General features: G+C 31.9%; 19 protein-coding genes, 1 other RNA gene, 3 pseudogenes and 1 other annotated feature. Of the genes and pseudogenes, 15 read left to right on the top strand and 8 right to left on the bottom strand.

Annotated features, from left to right (window positions below; genetic code table 11):
* Positions 1-95: 95 nt before the first annotated feature.
* From H8911_RS02320 to H8911_RS02300, 4 genes and pseudogenes are all read right to left on the bottom strand, one after another.
* Positions 96-440 (bottom strand): peptidoglycan bridge formation glycyltransferase FemA/FemB family protein, encoded by a 345-nt coding sequence (locus H8911_RS02320; protein ID WP_186998588.1) that lies wholly within the window; start codon positions 438-440, stop codon positions 96-98.
* 8 nt (positions 441-448) lie between these two features.
* A pseudogene (locus H8911_RS12625) lies at positions 449-1,003 on the bottom strand (peptidoglycan bridge formation glycyltransferase FemA/FemB family protein).
* Positions 993-1,148, bottom strand: coding sequence for a peptidoglycan bridge formation glycyltransferase FemA/FemB family protein (locus H8911_RS12870; RefSeq protein ID WP_117925487.1), 156 nt, complete (start codon positions 1,146-1,148; stop codon positions 993-995). The pseudogene H8911_RS12625 and the gene H8911_RS12870 overlap by 11 nt, the downstream one beginning before the upstream one ends.
* Before the next feature lie 180 nt (positions 1,149-1,328).
* On the bottom strand, positions 1,329-2,543 hold the full coding sequence (locus tag H8911_RS02300; RefSeq protein WP_186998585.1) for a peptidoglycan bridge formation glycyltransferase FemA/FemB family protein: 1,215 nt from the start codon (positions 2,541-2,543) through the stop codon (positions 1,329-1,331).
* A 397-nt stretch (positions 2,544-2,940) separates the two neighbouring features.
* Between H8911_RS02300 and dnaA the strand changes: the two genes are divergently transcribed.
* From dnaA to tadA, 10 genes are all read left to right on the top strand, one after another.
* Entirely contained in the window at positions 2,941-4,308 is a 1,368-nt protein-coding gene (gene dnaA, locus H8911_RS02295; RefSeq protein WP_199593193.1) for a chromosomal replication initiator protein DnaA, read from the top strand.
* A gap of 145 nt (positions 4,309-4,453) precedes the next feature.
* Entirely contained in the window at positions 4,454-5,572 is a 1,119-nt protein-coding gene (gene dnaN, locus H8911_RS02290; protein WP_186998584.1) for a DNA polymerase III subunit beta, read from the top strand.
* Between the two features lie 114 nt (positions 5,573-5,686).
* Positions 5,687-5,890, top strand: coding sequence for a S4 domain-containing protein YaaA (gene yaaA / locus H8911_RS02285; protein ID WP_117573367.1), 204 nt, complete (start codon positions 5,687-5,689; stop codon positions 5,888-5,890).
* On the top strand, positions 5,887-6,966 hold the full coding sequence (gene recF / locus H8911_RS02280; RefSeq protein ID WP_186998583.1) for a DNA replication/repair protein RecF: 1,080 nt from the start codon (positions 5,887-5,889) through the stop codon (positions 6,964-6,966). The genes yaaA and recF overlap by 4 nt, the downstream gene beginning before the upstream one ends.
* Positions 6,963-8,930, top strand: coding sequence for a DNA topoisomerase (ATP-hydrolyzing) subunit B (gene gyrB / locus H8911_RS02275; RefSeq protein WP_186998582.1), 1,968 nt, complete (start codon positions 6,963-6,965; stop codon positions 8,928-8,930). The genes recF and gyrB overlap by 4 nt, the downstream gene beginning before the upstream one ends.
* A 12-nt stretch (positions 8,931-8,942) precedes the next feature.
* Positions 8,943-11,411, top strand: coding sequence for a DNA gyrase subunit A (gene gyrA, locus H8911_RS02270; RefSeq protein ID WP_186998581.1), 2,469 nt, complete (start codon positions 8,943-8,945; stop codon positions 11,409-11,411).
* A gap of 201 nt (positions 11,412-11,612) precedes the next feature.
* Complete coding sequence (locus H8911_RS12330; protein WP_217285014.1) at positions 11,613-11,840, top strand: hypothetical protein; 228 nt, start codon at positions 11,613-11,615, stop codon at positions 11,838-11,840.
* Between the two features lie 176 nt (positions 11,841-12,016).
* Positions 12,017-12,227, top strand: a binding site (T-box leader).
* A gap of 40 nt (positions 12,228-12,267) precedes the next feature.
* Entirely contained in the window at positions 12,268-13,551 is a 1,284-nt protein-coding gene (gene serS, locus H8911_RS02265; RefSeq protein ID WP_117925499.1) for a serine--tRNA ligase, read from the top strand.
* Positions 13,552-13,616: 65 nt separating this feature from the next.
* Positions 13,617-13,702: signal recognition particle sRNA small type (gene ffs, locus H8911_RS02260), an RNA gene on the top strand.
* A gap of 12 nt (positions 13,703-13,714) precedes the next feature.
* On the top strand, positions 13,715-14,191 hold the full coding sequence (gene tadA / locus H8911_RS02255; protein ID WP_199519615.1) for a tRNA adenosine(34) deaminase TadA: 477 nt from the start codon (positions 13,715-13,717) through the stop codon (positions 14,189-14,191).
* A 157-nt stretch (positions 14,192-14,348) separates the two neighbouring features.
* On the opposite strand, the pseudogene H8911_RS02245 reads toward tadA, so the two are convergent.
* Positions 14,349-14,708 (bottom strand): annotated as a pseudogene (locus H8911_RS02245) (RNA-guided endonuclease TnpB family protein).
* 11 nt (positions 14,709-14,719) lie between these two features.
* Positions 14,720-15,103: pseudogene (tnpA, locus tag H8911_RS02240) on the bottom strand (IS200/IS605 family transposase); the annotation flags it as partial.
* 219 nt (positions 15,104-15,322) lie between these two features.
* Between tnpA and dnaX the strand changes: the two are divergent.
* From dnaX to H8911_RS02225, 3 genes are all read left to right on the top strand, one after another.
* Positions 15,323-17,086 carry a DNA polymerase III subunit gamma/tau gene (gene dnaX / locus H8911_RS02235; RefSeq protein ID WP_186998579.1) on the top strand — a complete coding sequence of 588 codons (1,764 nt, stop codon included), beginning with the start codon at positions 15,323-15,325 and terminating at the stop codon, positions 17,084-17,086.
* 10 nt (positions 17,087-17,096) lie between these two features.
* Positions 17,097-17,684 carry a recombination mediator RecR gene (gene recR / locus H8911_RS02230; protein ID WP_117925506.1) on the top strand — a complete coding sequence of 196 codons (588 nt, stop codon included), beginning with the start codon at positions 17,097-17,099 and terminating at the stop codon, positions 17,682-17,684.
* Between the two features lie 680 nt (positions 17,685-18,364).
* The gene (locus tag H8911_RS02225; RefSeq protein ID WP_186998578.1) at positions 18,365-18,913 is read left to right on the top strand and encodes a hypothetical protein; all 549 of its coding nucleotides are present in this window, start codon (positions 18,365-18,367) and stop codon (positions 18,911-18,913) included.
* On the opposite strand, the gene H8911_RS02220 is transcribed toward H8911_RS02225, so the two are convergent.
* Positions 18,910-19,455: a CYTH domain-containing protein gene (locus H8911_RS02220; protein ID WP_186998577.1), complete on the bottom strand. Its 546-nt coding sequence runs from the start codon at positions 19,453-19,455 to the stop codon at positions 18,910-18,912. The two genes, H8911_RS02225 and H8911_RS02220, sit on opposite strands and share 4 nt — an antisense overlap.
* A gap of 54 nt (positions 19,456-19,509) precedes the next feature.
* On the opposite strand from H8911_RS02220, the gene H8911_RS02215 reads away from it, so the two are divergent.
* Complete coding sequence (locus H8911_RS02215) at positions 19,510-20,283, top strand: NAD kinase (RefSeq protein WP_186998576.1); 774 nt, start codon at positions 19,510-19,512, stop codon at positions 20,281-20,283.
* Here the strand turns inward: H8911_RS02215 and H8911_RS02210 are convergent.
* Entirely contained in the window at positions 20,267-21,505 is a 1,239-nt protein-coding gene (locus tag H8911_RS02210) for an FtsW/RodA/SpoVE family cell cycle protein (protein ID WP_117925512.1), read from the bottom strand. The two genes, H8911_RS02215 and H8911_RS02210, sit on opposite strands and share 17 nt — an antisense overlap.
* Positions 21,506-21,591: 86 nt before the next feature.
* Here H8911_RS02210 and mutS point away from each other — a divergent pair, with 86 nt between their 5' ends.
* Complete coding sequence (mutS, locus tag H8911_RS02205) at positions 21,592-24,132, top strand: DNA mismatch repair protein MutS (protein WP_186998575.1); 2,541 nt, start codon at positions 21,592-21,594, stop codon at positions 24,130-24,132.
* Positions 24,133-24,156: the final 24 nt, after the last annotated feature.

Raw genomic sequence — 24,156 nt, 5'->3', positions numbered from 1 at the left:
TCAAACATTATAAACATAAATTAAAATGATTGTCAATAAAATAATTATTACTTATGCTTACTTTTAAGTATTTCATACGCTTTTTGAGTTAAACGCTACATAAATGGATAAACCGGTATATCAAATTCTCCTATCATTTCATTTATAGTTGGATTAAAGTTATCTTTAAATTTTGTCAATCCATCATCTAAAGATCCTTCTACACCACCCATATTACTCCATAAACATCCTCTATCAAATGCCCAGTTAAAGTTTTCAACATATTCTTTATATTGAGGCATAAATTTTTTGAATCTTTCGTCCATTCCTGCATACAACATTTCACAAGTATTTCCATATTGAATACTAAGTATTCCTGCAATCGCAATCTCTTTATCTTCTTGACCAAATTCATCAAACAATTTCTTATATTCATTAATATCTTTATTTACACTTTGCAATTAATCTTCTAAACGATGCAATTTCTTTTTAGCATTTTCAGATGTTGCAGCATTTCTTTTTCACGCTGTACCTTCTTTTCCTTTGCCTCTTTATCTAATTGATATACGTTACAAGTCGCTAAAAAGATGACGCTTCCTTCAGGACAATTTTCTAATAATGTCTTGAAATATTCTTTATCTTTTAACGCAACGCCTTTTCTTGATTCCGTCAATTCTACAAGTCGGCTGAATTCATCTAGCAATTCACCTTGTCCATGAATAATTTGAACATTTCTACGCTATGAATCCTTAATTAAACGTTTCGTATGTTTTGGCAATGTTTTCTCTATATTTTCATATGAATATACGTTCGATTGAAATCTAGCCTGTACTGTATCCGCAATACTCATTGTATAGCCATGATGTATAGCTTTACAGCTTTTGAATATTTTTAAATATGTATCTGTATATTCATATCGATTTGTATTATATGATTTTGAATCATAATCATTAACATGAATAGCTGGATCAAATTTAATAAAGATACAATGATCTTTTTTTTGCGACCTTTTTTTATTGATCAAAATAATATTGAACAAGCACGTTATCCTTATAATCCATCATAGGACCTCTGGGTAAATAGTACATACAAAATGATAATGGCAATCTTTTTATCAATATTAAACCTGTTGCGACTAATACATTGTCTTTATACACACCTGTATACATATGATCCCAATTACTTTTTACTTTTGCTCAGTTATATCTTTGTGGTTAATTACAATATTCATGCTTTTCTACAAATTCATCAAATTCTTCACGGTTTATCTCTTAAAAAAATAAATACGACATATCAAATTCCATCCTTACTTGGATATAATAGATGGTCGTACTTAGATCATGCTTAAATTATTTGTGTTTTGCGTTTCTTTCCTTAATCTTCTTATAAAATTTAAATGCAACATTATACAATATTGAATTAACCGGAATATCAAATTCACCAATGTATTCATTGATTCTAGGATGATATATTTCTTTAAAATCAACAAGTCCTCCCTTAAGAGTTCCTTCAATTCCACCCATATTACTTGTTTTACATCCAAGTTCAAAACATTTTTCCATTGTTTTATACCAAGTTAAATAGGGGCCCATCAAACGTTTAAAATCTTCATTCATTCCTGCATATAAAATTTCTGATGTATGTCCATATTTTACGGTTAGTGTTCCACAAACACAGACTGTTTCACCATATGTTTTCACATCTTCTTCATATTTACTGATTTTCTTCTCTAATGAGTCTTTTAATTCTTCCAAGGTAAAACGTTTCTTCTTTGCGTTCTCTGGACAACTCTCTAAATCTAGTAAACACTGTTCATATCTTTCTTTTGTCTCTTTTAACATATCGTGGATATGGAAATAGGCTAAAGTGATAAATGCATCATCTGCATATGTATCTAGAAGTAATTCATAATACTCTTTTGTTCGTAAAGAAATTCCTTTTCTTTCCTCTGTACATTTCATGACTTTATCAAAGTCTTCCAATAATTCTTTGTGTCCAAATTGAATATCTAAATTTTGTTTCTGAGCAATTTTAATGTTCTTTTTCCCTTTTTTAGATAAATTGTCCATTCCAAAATCATCCGCATACTCTACCATATTGTATCTTGGTTGAATGGTTGTATCAAAATCTTTATTGAATCCATAATGAATGGCTTTACATGATTTAATATTTTCAAACTCTTCCTTATAATTAAATTCTTTTCTTTCTTCGTCTAAGTGGAAGCTTGAAATTAAAATACTTGGATCAAATTTAATAAATAAACAATGTTCTTTTTTGGCAATTTTCTTTAATTCTGTAAAGTAAAAATTCAATAACTCTTTATTTTTATAATCTAAAATTGGTCCTCTAGGCAAATAAAACATAGAAAAAGAAAGTGGTAATGGACGAATCAATACCAACCCGGCGGCTACTAATGTATCCTTTTCATAAACCCCTGTATAAATTGAGTTCCAATTATTTTTTATATTTGACCATTTGTAGCTTTGAAGCAAACTACAACTAGGATGATTTTCTACAAAGTGATCGTATTCTTTTTGATTTATATTCGATTTAAAAATATACATATACTTTTATACCCCTTTATATTCCTACACTTCATTATAACATTTTATTAGTTTTACACAAAATGGTCTATATATTATCCACATATTATATATATGGATCTGCATTCTATTTTATTTTAATTCAAAATATACATATAAAATGTATATAAAATCATAAGTTATACAGTGGATAAAGACATTCTAAATCCATGCTCTGTATAACTTGGGAAAAGTCATTGAGAGCCTTTGTTTATCAATAATTCGCTATGTATTTAATATGAATATAAAGTGAGTTATCCCGATTTTGTTCATTTTTTTTGCACATAAGTCCACATTGGGAAAAGATTTATCCCAAAAGAATAAATGGGGATAAGTGTAAAAATCGTGTATAATAGTAATACTGCAAGGAGGTTTTACTATGTCTACCATGTCTTATACATCGATATGGAATGAAACTTTACAAAAGATACAAGAATCCAACTATTTTGATAGTCATACATTCAATTCATGGATTTCAAAAACAACTCTATTTAAAATAGAGGATAATATAGCTTATGTAGCCTATCGTTCTACAATCACTTTTAGTATTTTAAAGAAACAGAAAGAAAAAGAACTGTTTGAATCCACTTTAAGTGAGGTATGGGGCGATACATTAACAATTCAGTTTATTCACCAAAGAGAAATGGAAAAAATGATGCCTGAAGAGGTTGTCAAACAAAGAACGAATGTTTTATTAGAAAATAAATTCAATCCTTCTTATACATTTGAAAATTTTGTCGAAGGTAATTCTAATGCGGAGGCTTATGCCGCATGTTTAGCTTGTTGTACACAAACGACTTCACATCTTTTTAATCCACTTATGTTATATGGTAATTCTGGCTTAGGTAAAACCCATTTACTACATGCGATGGGAAATTATCTAGCTAAGGAACATCCTGAATGTAAAGTCATCTACATGTATAGTGGTGATTTAGTTTCTTTATTGATTGAAGCTATGAAAACCAAAAATGTTCATGGCAATACTGTAGAAAGAGTAAAAGAACAACTTTTAGATTGTGATTATTTTTTGATTGATGATATTCAAAATTTGCAGCAACATTCTAGCAGTCAGGAAATCTTCTTCACTGTCTATAATCAGTTGATTCAAAAGAACACACAGATTATTATCACAAGTGATATGCATCCTAGTGAAATTAGTGGATTACAGTCTCGTTTAATTTCACGCTTTGTTTCTGGGCTTACAATCAGTATTTCTAAACCGGAATTTGAAACAAGTAAAGCAATTTTAAAGAAAAAAATCGAGGGACGTGAAGAAAGTGTGAACATGAGTGAAGATGTTATTGATTATTTGGCTGGTAAATATTCAAATGACGTCAGAAATCTAGAAGGTACTTTAAATCGCTTAATTTTTAATGCAACTTTATTCAATCCAGATGTAATTGACATGGATTTTGCGCGTAAAGTGCTTATTAAAGAGCCTATTGTATCGCAATCGGATGAATTGACAATCAAAAAGATTAAAAAAGCTGTTACTCGCTTCTATGGCCTTTCTTATAAAGATTTAGAGGGAAAATGTCGTCAAAAATTTATCGCAAATGCACGTCATATTTGTGTTTATTTATCCAGAGACTTGCTTCATAAATCTTATGTATCTATCGGCCAAGAATTAGGTGGTAGAGACCATACTACAATCTCTAGTTCGTATGAGCGTGCTAAAAAATTGATTCAAAAAGATGAAGCTTTTAAAACAGCTGTTGAAAAAATTCGTAGCACTTTGGATTCTTAATTTATACACTGTATTCCTCATGGAATCCACACCCTAAAAATTAGCATAGAGTAGGTATTTTAAAGGGTCTGTGCAATTTTTACACACTTATACAGTCCCTTATATTATAATTTATATATAAATATATTAATAAAAGGAGGATTTTATGCATTTTTCTATTGATCGAAAATATTTTTATGACAAGCTATCTATTGTTTCTAGAGCTATTAGTGTCTTTTCTCCATTGCCTGCACTATCAGGTATTTGTATTGATTTAAAAGATGGTTCAATGATTTTAACTGGTAGTGATTCAAATATATCCATTCGTACTGTAATTGTTCCTGGTGAATTGAATAATTTAGATATTGAAGAAGAAGGATCTATTATTATTGATTCTAAGTATTTGTTAGAAATTGTTCGTAAGTTGGATTGTAAAAATATTGAAATTGAAGTAATTGACTACTCTTTAGTTCGTATTTCTAGTGATAATGGTCAATTTAATTTAAATGGTATTCGTTCTAATGAATATCCTGATATTGATTTTACACAACCTAATCATCATTTTGTATTGAAGGCAACAGGTTTAAAATCTATTGTTTCTCAAACTGCATTTGCGTGCAGCGATAAAGATCAACGTCCAGTATTAACAGGGGTAAACTTCAATTCACAAGGTAATATGTTGTATTGTTCTGGAACAGACTCATATCGTTTAGCTAGAAAAACAATTGAATTGAATTCAAGTCAAGATTTTAATATCACAATTCCTAGTAAATCTTTAACTGAGGTTGTTCGTTCTGTTTCGGATGATGATACAATCGATATTTATGCAGATTCTAAAAAAGCACAGTTTGTATTTGATAAAACAATTATCCAAACTCGTTTGATTGATGGAACTTTCCCAGATGTACAAAGAATTATTCCTACAAGTTGTGTATCTAAGATGTTGGTGGATTCATATGAAATTGCAGGTACAATTGATCGTACTAACTTCATTCGTAATGATAAAGTACATTTAATAAAATTGGAATGTTCAACTGCAGAAACTCATGTTAAGACGTATTCAAGTGAAATTGGAAACTCTGATGAAGTATTGACTAAGTGTGAATATGAAGGAGAAGATATTTCATTGACATGTAATGGTACATATATGTTGGATGCGATCAAGGCATTGGGATGCGAAAAAGTATTAATTGAATTTTCTGGATTTATGAAGCCTATCAAGGTATCAAATCCGGAAGATGCTTCAGTCTTAATGATTTTAGTGCCAATTCGTAGTTATGATTAAAGAAAATGCCGTTTAAACTCGTTTTAAACGGTTTCTTTTTATATCGGTATCTCTGTACGCATAGCTATTTATGTCGTTTTATGATATAATTATAATGCGAAAAGAGGTATTTTCATGGAATTTGAACTTAAAGATGAGTATATTACATTAGCACAATTGCTGAAAGCTTGCGATGTTGTCTATAGTGGTGGACAGGCCAAGGAATATTTAGCAAACATGGAAGTATTAGTCAACGGCGTTAATGAAAATCGTCGTGGAAAAAAGATCTACCATGGAGATATTGTAGAAACTAATGGAATAAGGATTGAAGTGAAATGAATGTTGAAAAACTGACATGTTTTCATTTCCGTAATTATGAAACCATGTCTTTTTCTTTTACACCAAAATGCATTCATTTTTTATATGGAAAAAACGCACAGGGAAAAACGAACTTAATTGAAGCTATTTATTTTTTAAGTCATTTGCGTTCGTTTCGAACAAATCAATTGGACAGTATGATCATGCATGGGTGCAATGAATTTTGTGTTCAGGCAGCGGTGGAGTCTAATCACAGAAAAGAAGAATTGAAAGTGATTGTGGATCATCAAAAAAAGCATTTGTTTCGTTTTCAAAATCCAGTTAAGAAGTATTCGGATTTTATTGGAATTGAAAATGCGATCTTATTTTGTCCAGACGATTTATCTTTATTTACTTCATCTCCAAAAAATCGAAGACGATTTATTGATATGGAGTTAATGAAATTGTCAAAAACGTATACGGTTACGTTATCTTCGTATCAAAAAATTTTAAAGCAGAGAAATCAAGCTTTGAAACAGAGTAAAGTGGATGAGTGTTTAGTTCAAATTTATTTGGATCAGATGATAGATGTTCAAAAAATCATTATGAAACAAAGAAATGAATTTTTGAATTCTTTGATGATAAAAGCGCGTGAGCTATATCCATTCTTTTCAAATGAAAAAGAATATATAGATGCTAAGTATATAACGTTTATTGATTTGGATGGAGATATGAAGGAAGCTTATGCCAAGGTTTTTGAAAAAGAAAAAAAATATCATCAGACTTTGATTGGAATTCATAGGGATGATATTTTATTTGAATTGAATGGAAAACCTGTATGTGAAGTGGCTAGTCAGGGGCAGAAAAGAAGTTTTGTATTGGCACTTAAATTGGGTTTAGCCCAAATTATTTATGAAAAGAGTGGGCAATATCCAATTTTATTATTGGATGACGTATTTAGTGAACTGGATAATCTTAGAAAGCGACAATTAATTGAAAAGCTTCCTAATGATATGCAGATTTTTATAACAACAACAGAACGATTGAATATGCATTGGAATCGTGAAGTTCGATTCTATGATATAGAACAAGGGAGAATCAAGGAGGTCTACAAATGAGTCAGGATGAATTACAAAAAGAGATTCTTGAATTTGAAGAATTAGAAACACAAGCTACACAAGTAGAACATTCGTATACAGCGGATGATATTCAGGTGTTAGAAGGGTTAGAAGCGGTTCGTTTGAGACCAGGTATGTATATTGGTTCCACTTCTGTACGTGGACTTCACCATCTAGTTTGGGAAATTGTAGATAATGGTATTGATGAGGCCTTGGCTGGTTTTGCGAATCGAATTGATGTGACAATTGAGCCAGAGGATATTATTGCGGTACGTGATAATGGTCGTGGTATGCCAGTTGGAATTCATGAAAAGACAGGGATTAGCGCAGTAGAAACAATTATGACGGTATTACATGCAGGTGGAAAATTTGGTGGAGGTGCTTATAAGGTTTCCGGAGGTTTGCATGGTGTTGGTGCCAGTGTCGTTAATGCGTTGAGTGAATGGTTAGAGGTTACTGTTTATCAGGATGGTAAAATTTATTTTATTCGTTTTGAAAATGGTGGACATGCGGTGGAGCCTTTAAAAATTATTGGTACAACAGAAGAAACAGGTACTTTAGTTCGTTTTAAAGCAGATCCAACGATTTTTAAGGATACAACAGTTTATGATTATGAAACGTTGAATTCTCGTCTGCGTCAGCTTGCCTTTTTAAATAAGGATATACGTTTAACTTTAACTGATAAAAGAACATCAGATGGTCCAAGTAATGACTATAAATATGAGGGTGGAATTATTGAGTATGTACAATTCTTAAATAAGAATAAGAGTACAATCAGTGACAAAGTCATTTATGTAGAGGGATTGCAGGATGGTATTCTTGCAGAAGTTGCTTTGCAATATAACGATGGCTATCAATCTAGTATTTATTCTTTCTGTAATAATATTCATACGCATGAAGGTGGATATCACGAAGATGGTTTCAGAATGGCTTTGACTCGTTGTATTAATGCCTATGCGAAAAATAATAATATGATCAAAAAGGATGAGAGTTTATCTCAGGATGACGTTAAAGAGGGATTGGTTGCGATTATTTCTGTTAAGCACCCGGATCCTCAGTATGAAGGACAGACAAAGACAAAATTAGGAAATAGTGAAGTTCGTAAGATTGTTTCAAATATTGCGGGTGAACAGATCAACCGTTTCTTCTTAGAAAATCCAGATATTGCCAAGGCTATTGTAGAAAAGGCAGAAATTGCCAGCAAGGCAAGAATTGCAGCAAAAAAAGCTCGTGAATTAACACGTCGTAAATCTGCATTGGATGGAATTAGTTCATTACCAGGTAAATTAACGGATTGTTCAAGTAAAGATGCAAGTGAATGTGAAATTTATATCGTCGAAGGTGATTCTGCCGGGGGCAGCGCGAAACAAGGTCGTGACGCGAAAACACAAGCTATTTTACCTTTGCGTGGTAAGATTTTAAATGTTGAAAAAGCTAGAACGCATCGTATTTTTGAAAACCAGGAAATTCGTAGTATGATTACTGCTTTTGGATGTGGAATTCAAGAAGATGTAGATGTAACGAAATTACGTTATCACAAAATTGTTATTATGACCGATGCCGATGTCGATGGTAGTCATATTTGTACATTGATGTTGACTTTCTTATATCGTTTTATGAAACCTGTTATTGAAGGTGGATATGTTTATATTGCACAACCTCCTTTATATAAGGTGCAAAAAGGAAAAAAGATTGCCTATGCGTATAAGGAACAGGAAATGGATCAGTTGCGCGAAGAATTTAAAGATGGGTACAAAGTTCAGCGTTATAAAGGTTTAGGGGAAATGGATGCAGAACAGTTGTGGGAAACAACGATGGATCCACATCATAGAGTATTGAAACGTGTCACAATTGATGATGCGATGGAAGCGGACAGTGTATTTGATATGTTGATGGGTGAGGATGTAGAGCCTCGGCGTGAATATATTCAGGAAAATGCTGTATACGCTAATTTGGATTACTAGTAGGAGGTCCTTATGGAAGAAGAAAATAAGCGATATGACTATGTAGAAGATGTTGAAATATCCAAAGAAATGCGTACAGCCTTTCTAGATTATTCAATGTCTGTTATTGTTTCACGTGCATTACCAGATGTTCGTGATGGTATGAAACCAGTTCATCGTCGTATTTTGCATGCGATGAATCAATTGGGAATTACTTCAGGTGTTGCACATAAAAAGAGTGCACGTATTGTTGGTGAAGTTATTGGTAAGTATCACCCTCATGGGGATACAGCTGTATATGATGCGATGGTTCGTATGGCCCAGGATTTCTCTTATCGATATCCATTAGTGGATGGTCATGGAAACTTTGGTTCTCTAGATGGAGATGGAGCTGCGGCAATGCGTTATACGGAAGCTCGTATGTCAAAAATCTCTATGGAGATGCTGCGTGATATTCAAAAGGATACGGTTGATTTTATTCCAAACTATGATGGAGAAGAAAGCGAACCGGTTGTGCTGCCTAGTCGTATTCCAAACTTGTTGATCAATGGTGCTGTGGGTATTGCGGTTGGTATGGCAACAAATATTCCACCTCATAATTTATCAGAAACAATTCAAGCCATTTTTGCGGTAATGGATGATCCGGATATTACAGTTCCTCAATTAATGGAAGTAATTAAAGGACCAGACTTCCCTACTGGAGGAATCATTTTGGGTCGTAAAGGTATTCGTCAAGCATTTGAAACAGGACGTGGATCCATTATGATTCGTTCTAAGTATCGTGTCGAAGAATTATCAAACGGAAAGAAACAGATTATTTTCTATGAAATTCCTTATCAGGTCAATAAGGCAAACTTAATTACTAAAATGGCTTCTTTAATTCGTGATAAAGCAATTCAAGGTGTTACTTATTTAAACGATGAAAGTAACCGTGAAGGTATTCGTATTGTAATGGAGCTAAAGAAGGATGCGCAGGAAGAAGTAATTTTAAATCAGTTGTTTAGATTAACACCACTTCAAACTTCATTTGGTATCAATATGTTGGCACTTGAAAATGGTCGTCCTAAACAATTGCCTTTAAAAGATATTATTCATGATTATATTGATCATCAGGTTGATGTAGTTGTAAGAAAAACACAGTTTGAGTTAAAGAAAGCACAAGATCGTGCACATATCTTAGAAGGTTTACGAATTGCGATGGATCATATCGATGAAGTTATTCATATGATTCGTAGTTCTAAAAAAGATGAGGCCGGTTTATCTCAAGATTTATGTGATGCGTTTGGATTGAGCATGATTCAAGCTAAAGCTATCTTGGCAATGCAGTTAAGAAGATTATCTGGATTGGAACGAGATAAGATTGAAAATGAATATCAACAATTATTATTGACGATTGAAGATTTGAAGGATATCTTGGCAAATCATGATCGTGTTCTTCAAATCATTCGTGATGATTTAACTGAAATTGATCAGAAATATGGTGATGAAAGAAGAACTGAAATTAGTGATGCTTCTGTTGATATGGAAGATGAAGACTTAATTCCAGTGGAAGATGTAATTATCACATTAACTGAGTCTGGATATATTAAGCGTCAGCTTGTAGATACATATCGTGCTCAAAATCGCGGTGGTCGTGGAATCAAATCATTGACATTAAATGAAGAGGATTCTATCGATACTATGATTTCGATGTCGACACATGATTTCTTGTTGTTGTTTACAGATAAGGGTCGTGTATATCGATTAAAAGGATACAATGTTCCAAGTGGATCTAGAACATCTAAAGGTATTCCAATTGTGAATTTAATGACTTTGGAAAAAGGTGAAAAAGTTAATGTTCTTGTAGCTGTTCCTAAGGATGATGAAAGTGAAACATTATTATTCGTTACAAAGAATGGTATTGTGAAACGTACATCTGTATCTGAATTTGAAAATATCAATCGTAATGGTAAGATTGCGATTAGTTTAAAACCAGATGATGAATTGCGTTTTGTGAAATTAACTACAGGACAAGATGAAGTAATTATCTCTGGATCAAATGGTAAAGCTGTTCGATTCAATGAAGATCAAGTTCGTATCATGGGACGTAGTGCAAGCGGTGTATTAGGATTCAATTGTGATGGCAGTGAAGTTGTAGGTGCTGCACTATCAAGTGAAGGAGACACAGTTCTTGTTGTTTCTGAAAATGGATATGGTAAGCGTAGTAAGTTCGAAGATTATCGTTTGACTTCTCGTGGTAAAAAAGGTGTTAGCACAATTAATATCACAGAAAAGACAGGTAAGCTAATGTGTATGCGTGCGGTTACTGGTAAAGAAGATGCGATGATTGTTGCGAGTGATGGAATCATGATCCGTGTAGCTTTAGAGAATGTAGGAATCTACGGAAGAAATACACAAGGTGTAAGATTGATCAACTTAAATGGAGATGCGAAAGTAACGCGTATGACATTGGTAGATCATGAAGAGCCTGAAGCAGAATCAGAAGAAAACACAGAAGAATAAAGTATGCAAGGAGTAAAATTATGATTTTACTCCTTTTTCATATGATAAATCAGATAGAAATAATCCAAATATATAATGTAGACAAAAAAAGAGTGAAAAATGTAAATATAATAGATATGCAAATTCTCACTGTTTGCGGTGAAAAATAATCAGTGGAATGAATAAGTCGCAAATATAATCTGCAATTTTGATGTATACAAAATGGAAAGTTGTAGACAAGATAGAACTGTAGATATAATTGCTTTCGTATATATGATCTTTGTCGCTGCATGTATTTATATTTCTGGTCATGAAAATATTATAGGTTCTTTATGTACTGTAGATGTTTTTGTGATATCTGTAATTGGCTTATATTATTTGTATTATACAGAAACATCAAAACGAATTTTTGCTTTCTTTTCTCTACTAGGCTTACTATTATTCATTTAGTTTTACTGTTTATAGGAATGGATTACAGATGGATTTCTTATATTTTGATACTTTATATCGTCGTAACATTAAATATGATTTGTAGATAAGTAGAATCATACGATAAATCCGATTTAATGTGGCTATTTCACAGAATAAGCGGTTGACTTTAGCTTTGTATTAATGGTATAAATGTGTTGAAAACAAAGATAAGGATAAGTAGATTATTCCATATATTAATTAGAGACAGTATGGCTGGTGAAAATACTGATATGAATAATTGAATAGCACCTTAGAGTGATCGAATGAAACTAGTAGTTTGATCCGGTACATACCGTTATCATGTTAAGAGATCATATATGTATATATATGGTAAAAAGGGTGGCAACGCGAGACATCGTCCCTTTATGGGTGCGAGTGTCTCTTTTTTTATGCAGAGGAGGATATCATGTTAGATATGAAATTTGTCCGTGAAAATCCGGACATTGTCAAAGAGAACATTAAGAAAAAGTTCCAAGACTACAAATTGCCTTTAGTAAATGAAGTGTTAATGGAGGATAAAGAGCTTCGCCAAACACAACAACATGCGGATGATTTACGTGCTAATCGTAAAAAGATTTCTAAAGAAATTGGTAAGTTGATGGGCCAAGGTAAAAAAGAAGAAGCTGAAGAAATTAAGCAACAAATTGCTGAGATTGCTCACGAGTTAACAGCTTTGGAAGAAAAAGAAATTAAATTAAGAGAGTCTGTTACTGAAAAAATGATGCAGATTCCAAATATCATTGATGATAGTGTTCCTATTGGAAAAGATGATAGTGAAAACGTTGAATTAGAAAAATTTGGAGAACCTGTTGTTCCTGATTTTGAAATTCCTTATCACACTGAAATCATGGAACGTTTAAGTGGTATTGATTTGGATGCAGCACGTCGTGTAGCTGGAAATGGATTCTACTATTTAATGGGAGATATTGCTCGTCTACATTCAGCAATCTTAAATTACGCTCGTGATTTCATGATTGATAAAAAAGGATTTACTTATGTAATTCCACCATATATGATTCGTAGTTCAGTAGTTGATGGAGTAATGTCATTTGCAGAAATGGAAGGTATGATGTATAAAATCGAAGGTGAAGATTTGTATTTAATTGGTACAAGTGAACACTCTATGATTGGTAAATTCAAGGATACAATTCTTGAAGAAAAAGATCTTCCATATACTTATACTTCATACTCACCTTGTTTCCGTAAAGAAAAAGGAGCTCACGGTATTGAAGAACGTGGTGTGTATCGTATTCACCAATTTGAAAAACAAGAAATGATCGTTGTTTGTAAGCCAGAAGAAAGTATGGAATGGTTTAAAAAATTATATATGAATACTGTAGAATTCTTCAGAACATTAGATATTCCAGTACGTACATTGGAATGCTGTTCAGGTGATTTGGCAGATTTAAAATGTAAATCAGTGGATGTTGAAGCGTGGTCTCCACGTCAAAAGAAATACTTCGAAGTTGGAAGTTGCTCTAACTTAACAGATGCTCAGGCACGTCGTTTAAAGATTCGTGTTAAGGGTGAAAATGGAGAAAAGTACTTTGCGCATACATTAAACAACACTTGTGTTGCTCCACCAAGAATGTTGATTGCATTCTTAGAAAACAATTTACAGGCTGATGGATCAATCTTGATTCCAGAAGTATTACAACCTTACATGGGTGGTAAAAAGAAAATTGGTTAATCTTAAAAGCTGTCTTTGACAGCTTTTTTCTATTGCGAATTGAAAATGGATTTGATATAATAACTTAGCTACTACAATGATGTCTTATGAATCAGGTCAGGTCGGGAACGAAGCAGCCTTAAGTAAGCTCCATCATGTGTAGTAGTTTTTTATTTTTGAGGATATGAGTATGGATGATGTGAAATGGATGAAGGAAGCTATCAAGCAGGCTAAAAAAGCAGAAAGCTATGATGAGGTTCCAATTGGATGTGTCATTGTGAAAGATGATAAAGTTATTGCTCGTGGATATAATAAGCGTGAGACTTTACAACAAAGCATTGCACACGCAGAAATTATGGCAATTCAAAAAGCATGTAAGAAATTAAATACATGGAGATTAGAGGACTGCATATTATATGTAACTTTAGAACCATGTCCTATGTGTGCAGGTGCGATTATACAATCTAGAATTAAAGAAGTTGTATATGGAGCTTCAGATCCTAAAGGTGGCTGTGTGGGTACATGTACAAATTTGTTTGAAGTGTCTGAATTTAATCATCATCCTGAATATAGAAAAGGAATTCTTGAATCAGAATGTTCAGATTTATTAAAACATTTTTTTAAGAAGAAAAGAGATATGAAAAAGAAGCAGAAATCATAAATTTGAAAGATTTCTGCTTTTCATATATATTGCACTTCCCTATTTCAACCAATTGAACCTCTCATCACTGAAGTGACAGATTCTTGGGAACAGGCTTCTATCGAAACCTTTCTTACCAAGCTATCCCCGCAGTTCCTGCGGTTGTTTTTGTTGTTAGCTAATTTGCTAATATACCTTGCATCAATATATTGATGGATGCATTTATATCTCTGTCATGTTCTGCATGGCATTTTGGACATGTCTATTCTCTTACTTTTAAATCTTTTGTTTCTTCATTCTTATATCTGCAACAATGACAGGTTTGACTGCTCGCATAGAATGTGTCTACTTTTTTGATCACTTTTCCATACCACTGGGCTTTATATTCTAGCTGTGTGGTGAACTTTGACCAGGATACATCCGATATAGACTGGGCTAGATTGTGGTTTTTAAGCATGTTCTCTACTTTTAAATCTTCAATGCAGATGATGTCGTATTCTGTAATGATTCTAGTAGATAGTTTGTTGATAAAATCCATTCTTTGATTCGCTATTTTCTTTTTTGACTTCTTATATACTCTATAATCTGTTCTTCTGTATTTTCAGAAACTGTAGCTACAAAATAAGAAGGATTCCATAGATGTCCACTCCATAACTTGGATCTTAGATCATCCCCAAACTCTTTCATCAAGAGTCTGGCTGATACACCCTTCATAGCTTTTATAATATTTGGAATGTAATGCTGCGGCGTACAATTGATCAGCATACGGATGTAATCTTCCTCCATATTCATTTCCAAGATTTGAAAACCATTATCCTTTGAAATCTGAGTCAGCAGCTCTTTTAAATTTGTTGCGACCTGTCCATTCAAGACATAACGACGATACTTCACACACCATACGATATGATACTGTATTGAATAGACATAGCTCTTCCTTTAACAACTTCCATACGTTTTTTTCTCATCAATATTATAACATCTGTATATATTTAAAGCACTATATTTATCATTTATTATTAAATTATTTATCTAACATTTGCCAATCTAAGAACACTCGTGACTTTAGTCATGAGTGTTCTTAGATTGCACTATAAAATAGATAAAACTATGATAAAATAAGATACAGATAAACATATAGAAAGGATTTTACGAATGGCATATCAAGCGTTATATAGAAAATATAGACCAACGAATTTTGATGAAGTTGTTGGACAAACACATATAATTCAGACATTGAAAAATGCGATTGTTCAAAATCGTATTGCTCATGCTTATTTATTCTGTGGTCCTAGAGGAACAGGAAAAACTTCAATCGCAAAAATATTTGCGAAGACACTAAATTGTACGAATAATCAAGATGCTCCTTGTGGAGTTTGTGAGAACTGTAAAATGGCTGCGAATGGAAGTCATCCAGATATTATTGAAATTGATGCCGCCAGCAACAATGGTGTAGATGAAGTAAGAAATCTGATTGATAAAGTGAAGTATGCTCCAATGCAGGGAAAATATAAAATTTATATTATTGATGAAGTTCATATGATGACATCTGGAGCATTCAATGCATTGTTAAAAACAATCGAGGAACCTCCTGCTCATGTAATTTTTATTTTTGCGACTACAGAACCTAATAAAGTTTTACCAACTATTATTTCTCGTTGTCAAAGATTTGACTTTAATAAAGTGAGTATGCATGACATTAAATATAGATTATCTGTTGTTTGTAAAAACGAAGGAATTGAAATTGATGAGAATGGATTAACGTTAATTGCTCAATTGGCTGATGGAGGAATGCGAGATGCGTTATCCATATTGGATCAATGTGTTGCATACTGTTCATCTCATATTGATGTGAATGATATTCGTAAAATTTATGGTGTCGTAACATCTGAAGATATTGGAAAATTATTTTATTCAGTATATAAAAAAGATGTAGATAGTTTTGTCAAAGATATTCAGAAATATTCAGATATGGGAATGGATATTAAACGATTGACAGCAGACTTTATTCATATGTTGAAGGATAGTCTGATTTTAGATTATTCTGAAAATTCAACTCTAGTTTCAGATATGAACAAAGATATGATTCGGAAATATTTCAAATTAGCACCTATTAATTTCAGAATTAAGTGTATGGAAGAATTGATGGATACATATAATAAATATACATATGCATCTAACGCACTAGATTACTTAGAAGCCTCTTTATTAAAGATTTCAAGTTATTCATATGAATCGAAAACACATATTATTGATTCAGATCATAATGATTTTAAAGAGGTAGAGGAAGAAGAAAACTATGAAACATCATATGACGATACTTCTGATGACTCAGATATAATTGAGAAAAACACTCAAAAAGATGATAATAATGGGGTTTTAGAGAAATCTGAAATTTCTGATGTTTCACGTGAAACATTAAAACAGTCAGAAAATAAAAATAATAAAATCATATTAAACGATGAATTTGTCATTCAATTGTTAGTTGGAGCTACAAAGATGGAAAGAAGTATTGATACGAATAAGTTCAATAATATAGGACAATTCATATCAAGTTTAGAATTTGGAAAATATGCGGCTACATTGAGAAATAGTACTATTATGGCTAGTGGATCTAATTATATTGTCGTATGTGTATCTAGTGAAATCTTTGCGAAACAAATAAATGAATTTGAACTGAATTATGGATATGAAGATTTCATGGAAGTGTTATTAGGAAAAGCAAAGAAAGTATTCGCATTGGATAAGACACAACAATCTCGCGTACTGGATGAGTTTAAAGAAAGAATGATTAGTGGTAATCTTCCAGAACCATTTCAAGTTCATTTAAAAAGAAAAGACGCAGAATCTGAAAATAATATGAGTATTGAAGATCATATGAAAAGTTTGTTTCCTAATATAGAAATAAAAGAAGATTAGAAGGTGAAGCATGTACCCAAAAACATTTGATGATTTAATATATGAATTTCAGAAATTACCAGGAGTAGGTGCTAAAACGGCAGAGAGATATGCATTTACTGTATTAGGGTGGTCTGATGAAGAAATATCTGAATTGGCAGAAACGCTAGTAAATTTAAAAAAGAAGGTAAAGAAGTGTACGCGATGTGGTAATTTAACAGAAGATGAGCTTTGTGAATTTTGTAAGAACTCTAATAGGAATCAGAATATCATATGCGTGGTACAAAATCCGAAAGATATATCAGTAATAGAGTCTATGCAGCAATATAATGGTGTATATCATGTACTAGATGGATTGATCAACACTCAAAAAGGAGTATTACCTGATCAATTGAATATAATGACTCTTTTAAATAGAGTGAATGAAAGAACAGAAGAAGTTATATTGGCTCTAGATCCTACAGTAGAAGGAGAAACAACTGCTTTATATATATCTAAATTATTAGAAGGGAAGTGTAGGGTAAGCAGACTTGCCCATGGTATCCCTGTAGGTAGTCATTTAGACTATACAGACGCTATGACGTTGTTAAAAGCGTTTGAAGGACGTAAAAGTTCGTAAATATGCTTAATCGTATGAAGTATTTATGATATTTCATACGATTTTTTATAAATATATGAATATTAGTGCAAAAATCATATAGAATTCATCATTCATATGAATAAAATAGTACACTATATAGTGAAATCATATAGCATAGTATAAAAATGCTTTAAATAAAGATTATTCACCTAATTATCACATGGAGAGAAAGAACTGCAAAAAACGGACTTCTGAGCGTTCATATGAAATATATATGATATTTCATACCGATATTTTATAAAATCTCATTCATGTGAAAATAATAAAAATAAAAAATAAAGGATATGAATTTAAATATGAATTAAAAAATGTGTATGAAGACGTTCATATGAATATAAAACGTTATGTATATTAATCATATGAAACGATTTATTAAATATTTTAAATCATATGAATTATAAAATTTAAATATGAATGAAATAATTAAATTCATGTGATACAGATGTGAAAATATAAAATATGAAATCGTATGTGATTTTAATAAATAAGTATATATGAAGGTTCATGTGAGAAATATATGAAAAAATAAATGGTATTTTAAAAGTAATAAATAATATAGGAAATTCATATATAGGTATAGCATTCTTGACAAAACTATGATAGACTTATCGTGACTCGTTAGATTATTATTATGAATTTCATAGGAAGGGGACGTGAATATGCCTGAAGAAGCATCAGCAATTGATGTATATTATGATATGGATATTGCGCAGATATGCCAACATTTCAATAAATCAAGAAATACAGTAGATAAAGCAATTGCAAAATTGGTAAAAGATAATCCAGATAAAGATTGGAAATACAAAAATCCAGCCACTCGTCGTATTACAATTAAGGCTGAAGGTGTTGAAAGATTATCTACTTATTTTAGGAAAGAAAAACATGAATTATCTACAGTTGAAATGGAACTTAGATTTGAAAATGAAAAGCTTAAAGCCATTATAGAAGAAAAAGAGAAGGCACAAGTCCAGATTGAACAATTATATCAAGAAAAGCTTAAATTAGAAATCGAAAAGAGTAAACAAACTTTCCTATTAGAAACACAAACGAAAGATGAGAAAATTTCTGAATTAGAATCTGAAAATCAGAAATTAAAAGAAGTAGAAGAACTTTATAATAAAAATAAAGAAGAAATTGAAAATTATAAGAAAAAAGAAGAAGAATATAATTCTAAATCCTTCTTCTATCGTTTAACACATAAATTTTAATCGTTTAATGCTCTAGCAATTTTGCCAGGGCAATTTTTTGCCCATTTTAAACCATATTTTTCTAATATAGAATTAAAAAAATGGATTCCATCATGATCGGATGTGTATTCATACTCAATTTCATAATCTGTATGATTTTTATAATATGTCTTATCTAAACATAATTCTCCGTTTTCAAATGCATATACATTTCTTAATGTAGTAAAACTAGCTGTCGGATGTAAATTTTTGGGAATTTGATATTGGTTGAACCAATTTAATATTTCTGGATCTTCAATCTCATTAATATTTTCTGCAGATATTTCTTTTTCGAATTCATAGTGTGTGTATTCATCTTTTCTGATTTTTAATGTGAATATTTTTTTATTTTGAATTGTTCGAATCCGGACTGCGCCATGTTGTTTTTTTACATCCTGATTCTCTGTGTCAAAGTATGTATTTGTCTGTGTTATTGGATTATGAAAATCATATGAATGGAGTAATTCATTATAAATATTTTCATTAATCAATAATTTCAATTCTCTTTCAATATTATCGTACATTCATATCACCCATAAATATGTTACAATAGATTTAACAAAAGAGGAAGTGATTTGATGCGTTTCAGTATAGTAGACAGAGGAGACGATAACTCAAAAAGAGTTGCAGAAACTCTAAAGAAAAAATGTATAGATATTGGATGGGAATATGATGATGAAAAATCTGAAGTTATTTTTTCTGTTGGAGGAGATGGTACTCTATTAAGAGCAATTCACACTTATATAGATAGATTGGATGAAATTCAATTCGTTGCGATACATACAGGGAATTTAGGCTTTTTTACCGATTATACACAAGATGAAGTGGATCATTTGGTTTATGATTTAAAACATAACCAGCCAAAAATTGAAGAGTTTAATTTACTTCAAATGGACCTTCCTCAAGTTAATGAAACATTATACGCATTAAATGAAGTTCGTATTGAGAGTTTAGCTAAAACATTGGTACTTGATATTTCGATAGATGATGAATTTTTTGAAAGTAGTCAAGGCTCAGGCATTTGTGTGAGCACACAATCTGGTTCTACTGCTGTGAATAGAGCACTTAAAGGAGCTGTTGTGGATCCAGGTTTAAAGGTTTTACAACTTTGTGAAATCATGCCTATCTCACATAAGAACCATCATTCTTTAAAAAATCCATATATTATGAATGATATGCGAAAAATAGGAGTTAGAGGAGATACACTGGCCTATGCACATGTATGTTATGATCACTTAGAAAGAGATTTAGAATCAATTTCTGAAATAATTATTCATTCGAGCACAAAAAAAGTACGATTCGCTAGATACCGTACTTATTCATATTTGACTCGACTTAAGAATTTATATTAATTAACTTACGTCTTTTTGAACGATTCAAACGAATCGTTCTTTTTGTTGCCGGTGAAATGTTTAAAATAATTGCGAATGAAATGAAGTAAGAAAGAATACTACTTCCTCCATAAGAAATCAACGGTAATGTGATACCGGTGATTGGAAGTAACCCAACAATCATCCCTGTATTTTGTAGTTGTTGATATAGCAGCATTGCGATAATACCGATTACAACAAATCGATCTTTTTTATTTTTTGTTGCGTAAGCTATTTTACATAAATAAATATCTAATAATAAACATAATAATAAGATAAATGTGGTTCCAATAAAGCCGAAGCATTGTCCAAAAGCAGCAAAGATAAAATCGGTATGTGCTTCTGGAATAGAGACGATATTTGCTTGTAACCCATATCCAGTTAATCCGGCACTACCTAATGACAATAACGCAGTATATAACTGGTTCGAACTACCTCGAATGTTACTTTCTGGTTCTAACCATGCATCAATTCTCTGTAGTTTGTATGAAGATATAAATGAAGCAAGAATATTAGGGTATTCGAAATATAAGAATAAGAAGGTTCCAACGACAATAACTATAAAGGCGAAAATACCAATAATATACTCTTTGCGTATACCACTACAACAGACTAAAATGAAAATATTGAATACGATAATAATACAAACACCAGTATCTGGCTGCATCATAATCAAAAATAATGGGGGGAATAATATTTTTGCGATTTCCCACAACAACATCAAGTCATCTTTATGTGTTGGATTTGGATGTGCATTTTGATGATCAACAATAATTTGTGAGACTAAAACAATTAAAACAATTTTAATAAATTCACTTGGCTGAAAACTACCAATCAAAGGCAGTTGAAACCATGAAATAGCACCATTAACTTCACTGGCAAAAGGAAGTGTGATACCCACTAAATTAAATAATAAGCGTGAGAAAAATAAATAAATAAGACATAGCATTAAAATTTTATAGGCCATATCCATATATGAATATATTTTTTTGTTTTGAAGAATTGAAAGGAAAAACATTGCGACAAATCCTACAATAAACCAAAATAATTGACGATATAAGTAGGAACTTCCGCTTCCAAATTTTATCAGGTTAAAAGAATTGTATAGTGCAAAACAACTTGTCATACCAAAAAGGATAAGAATTAGAATCAAACCAATATCAATTTGGATGGATTTGTTTTTCCATTGAATTGTTTGTTTCATTAATAAAACCTCCTTATTCAGTATTTTTAATTATAACATAATTATTTCGAATTTTTGTTATAATAGTAGTGTTAGGATGATGATTTATGGCAGAAAAAAAATATACACCAATGATGCAGCATTACTTGAAAATGAAAGAAGAAAATCCGGATTCGATTTTGTTTTATCGTTTAGGAGATTTTTATGAAATGTTTTTTGAAGATGCAAAATTGGTTTCTCAAGAATTAGATTTAGTATTAACAGGAAGAAGTGCTGGCGTTGAAGAAAAGGTACCTATGTGTGGTATTCCTTTTCATGCCGCAAATTCATATATTCAAAGATTAGTCAAAAAAGGGTATAAAGTAGCTATTTGCGAACAATTGGAAGATCCGTCTAGCGCAAAAGGACTGGTGGACCGAGGAATTATTAAAATAATTACACCTGGAACTTATATGGATGCAACAATGGATGCCAAGTCAACAAATTATATGGCATCTTGTGATGTTTCAAGTTTTGAAATTACAGTCATATATTGTGAATTAAGTACAGGTGAATTAAAGTATCAAACGCTACAAAGATCTTTGGTGGCGCTACAAAAGGCTCTTTTGGAACAAAATGTAAGTGAGCTTGTTTGTCCGATGACAATGGATAAAAAATGGATGGCTGCCCTAGAAGAAATGGATACAATGCTCATTTCAAAACATAAAAAGGCAAATATTGATCCTGAGGATCTACCTTTATTAAATGGAATTGAATCCGAATCTTTGAAAGAAGCGTTTGCGCTTTTAATGGCGTATTTAAAAGACACACAAAAACAACGTATTGATCATTTTTTACCAATAGAATCTATGGACAAAGATAAAGTTCTTGTTATGGATTATGAAACAAAGAATCATTTGGAGTTGGTTTCAAGTCAATCTTCGAATGCCAAGGCAGAAAGTCTATGGTCTTTTATGGATAAGTGTCAAAGTGCAATGGGATCAAGAATGTTAAAACGATGGATTGAATATCCATTGATTGATGCAGAAAAGATTGCGAAAAGACAAGCAGCGGTTAAAGATTTAAAAGAAAACTTTATGTTAAGAGAAAATCTAAAAGAACATTTAGTGTATGTGTATGATATGGAAAGACTTGCGAGTCGTATGGCTTATGGGAATGCAAGTCCTAGAGATGTACTTCAACTTGTAGCGACATTAGAACACGCAAAGCCTATTTTAGATTTAGCGTCTTCGTTGAATTCGTACCCAGAATTTAATGATGTGCCAGACTGCCAAGAATTATACAATGAAATAAAAAATGCGATTATAGAAAATCCACCATTAACACTAAAAGAAGGTGGAGTCTTTAATGATGGATACAATCAAGAATTGGATGAAGTTCGAAAAATAGCAAAACAAGGAAAAGACTTTATTCTGGAATTAGAAGCGAAAGAACGTGAAAGAACAGGGGTTAAATCATTAAAAGTAGGATATAACCGTGTATTTGGATATTATATTGAAGTTCGTAATGGAAATTTAGATAATATTAAAGAAGAATTTGGGTATCACCCGAAACAAACACTTGCGAATGCGACACGATTCATTACACAAGAATTAAAAGAAAAAGAAGAACAAATTCTACATGCACAAGAGACAAAGGTAAAACTAGAACAAAGTTTGTTTAATGATTTATTGTTGCGAATCAAAAGAGATTTATTTGATTTGCATGCATGTGCACAAGCATTATCTACAATTGATGTCCTTGTATCTTTGGCAATTCTTGCCAGTGAAAAAGGATATGTATGTCCAGTTTTCCATCCAGGTTACAATGTTAATGTGGTAGAGGGTAAGCACCCAATTTTGGATGATCGTATGAAAAAGAAGAGATATGTTTCAAATGATTGGAAAATGTCAGAAGAAGAACATATACAATTGATTACTGGACCAAACATGGGTGGTAAATCTACATATATGCGACAAAATGCCTTACTTGTAGTTATGTCACAAATGGGAAGTTTTATTCCAGCTAAAACAGCACAACTTCCAATTTTTGATCGAATCTTTACAAGAATCGGAGCATCGGATGATATATTGACAGGAAAAAGTACATTCATGGTGGAAATGATGGAAGCCAATACAGCTTTACGTTATGCTACAAAACATTCCTTGATTTTATTTGATGAAATTGGTCGTGGAACTGCAACTTATGATGGTATGGCTCTTGCTCAAGCAATGCTTGAATATATTGATGAAGCAATCGGAGCAAAAACATTATTTTCGACGCATTATCATGAATTAACGGAATTGGCGGAAGAACATCAATCTATGCGCAATGTACATGTTGATGTTCGTGAAGAGAAAAATGAGATTGAATTTAGATATCGTGTAATTGAAGGAAAGGCTGATAAATCTTATGGTATCAATGTTGCTAAACTCGCACATTTACCAAAAGTAGTTTTAGACAGAGCTTCACAACTTTTATTGAATTTTGAAAATCAAGATAACAATCAAAATTATCAACCAAGTTTATTTGTGATGGATCAAGTTCAACCAGAAAAGTCACAACTTTTACAACAACTACAAGAATTAGATATCGACTCAATGACTCCTAGAGATGCTCTGGATTGTCTTTATGAGTTAAAAAAACTAAGCAAAAAAATCGAATCATAAATATGAAATTCATATGAATGGAGG

This window comes from Holdemanella hominis (genome assembly GCF_014306155.1).
Taxonomy (GTDB): domain Bacteria; phylum Bacillota_I; class Bacilli_A; order Erysipelotrichales; family Erysipelotrichaceae; genus Holdemanella; species Holdemanella hominis.
The sequence above is the reverse complement of the archived record's forward strand: the minus strand, read 5'-3'. Positions and strand labels throughout refer to the sequence as shown.

Coding starts and splice junctions, on each gene's coding strand:
- H8911_RS12870 (WP_117925487.1), bottom strand. CDS start 1,148: ATGTATACAGGTGTGTATAAAGACAATGTATTAGTCGCAACAGGTTTA.
- H8911_RS02300 (WP_186998585.1), bottom strand. CDS start 2,543: ATGTATATTTTTAAATCGAATATAAATCAAAAAGAATACGATCACTTT.
- dnaA (WP_199593193.1), top strand. CDS start 2,941: ATGTCTACCATGTCTTATACATCGATATGGAATGAAACTTTACAAAAG.
- dnaN (WP_186998584.1), top strand. CDS start 4,454: ATGCATTTTTCTATTGATCGAAAATATTTTTATGACAAGCTATCTATT.
- yaaA (WP_117573367.1), top strand. CDS start 5,687: ATGGAATTTGAACTTAAAGATGAGTATATTACATTAGCACAATTGCTG.
- recF (WP_186998583.1), top strand. CDS start 5,887: ATGAATGTTGAAAAACTGACATGTTTTCATTTCCGTAATTATGAAACC.
- gyrB (WP_186998582.1), top strand. CDS start 6,963: ATGAGTCAGGATGAATTACAAAAAGAGATTCTTGAATTTGAAGAATTA.
- gyrA (WP_186998581.1), top strand. CDS start 8,943: ATGGAAGAAGAAAATAAGCGATATGACTATGTAGAAGATGTTGAAATA.
- H8911_RS12330 (WP_217285014.1), top strand. CDS start 11,613: ATGGAAAGTTGTAGACAAGATAGAACTGTAGATATAATTGCTTTCGTA.
- serS (WP_117925499.1), top strand. CDS start 12,268: ATGTTAGATATGAAATTTGTCCGTGAAAATCCGGACATTGTCAAAGAG.
- tadA (WP_199519615.1), top strand. CDS start 13,715: ATGAGTATGGATGATGTGAAATGGATGAAGGAAGCTATCAAGCAGGCT.
- dnaX (WP_186998579.1), top strand. CDS start 15,323: ATGGCATATCAAGCGTTATATAGAAAATATAGACCAACGAATTTTGAT.
- recR (WP_117925506.1), top strand. CDS start 17,097: ATGTACCCAAAAACATTTGATGATTTAATATATGAATTTCAGAAATTA.
- H8911_RS02225 (WP_186998578.1), top strand. CDS start 18,365: ATGCCTGAAGAAGCATCAGCAATTGATGTATATTATGATATGGATATT.
- H8911_RS02220 (WP_186998577.1), bottom strand. CDS start 19,455: ATGTACGATAATATTGAAAGAGAATTGAAATTATTGATTAATGAAAAT.
- H8911_RS02215 (WP_186998576.1), top strand. CDS start 19,510: ATGCGTTTCAGTATAGTAGACAGAGGAGACGATAACTCAAAAAGAGTT.
- H8911_RS02210 (WP_117925512.1), bottom strand. CDS start 21,505: ATGAAACAAACAATTCAATGGAAAAACAAATCCATCCAAATTGATATT.
- mutS (WP_186998575.1), top strand. CDS start 21,592: ATGGCAGAAAAAAAATATACACCAATGATGCAGCATTACTTGAAAATG.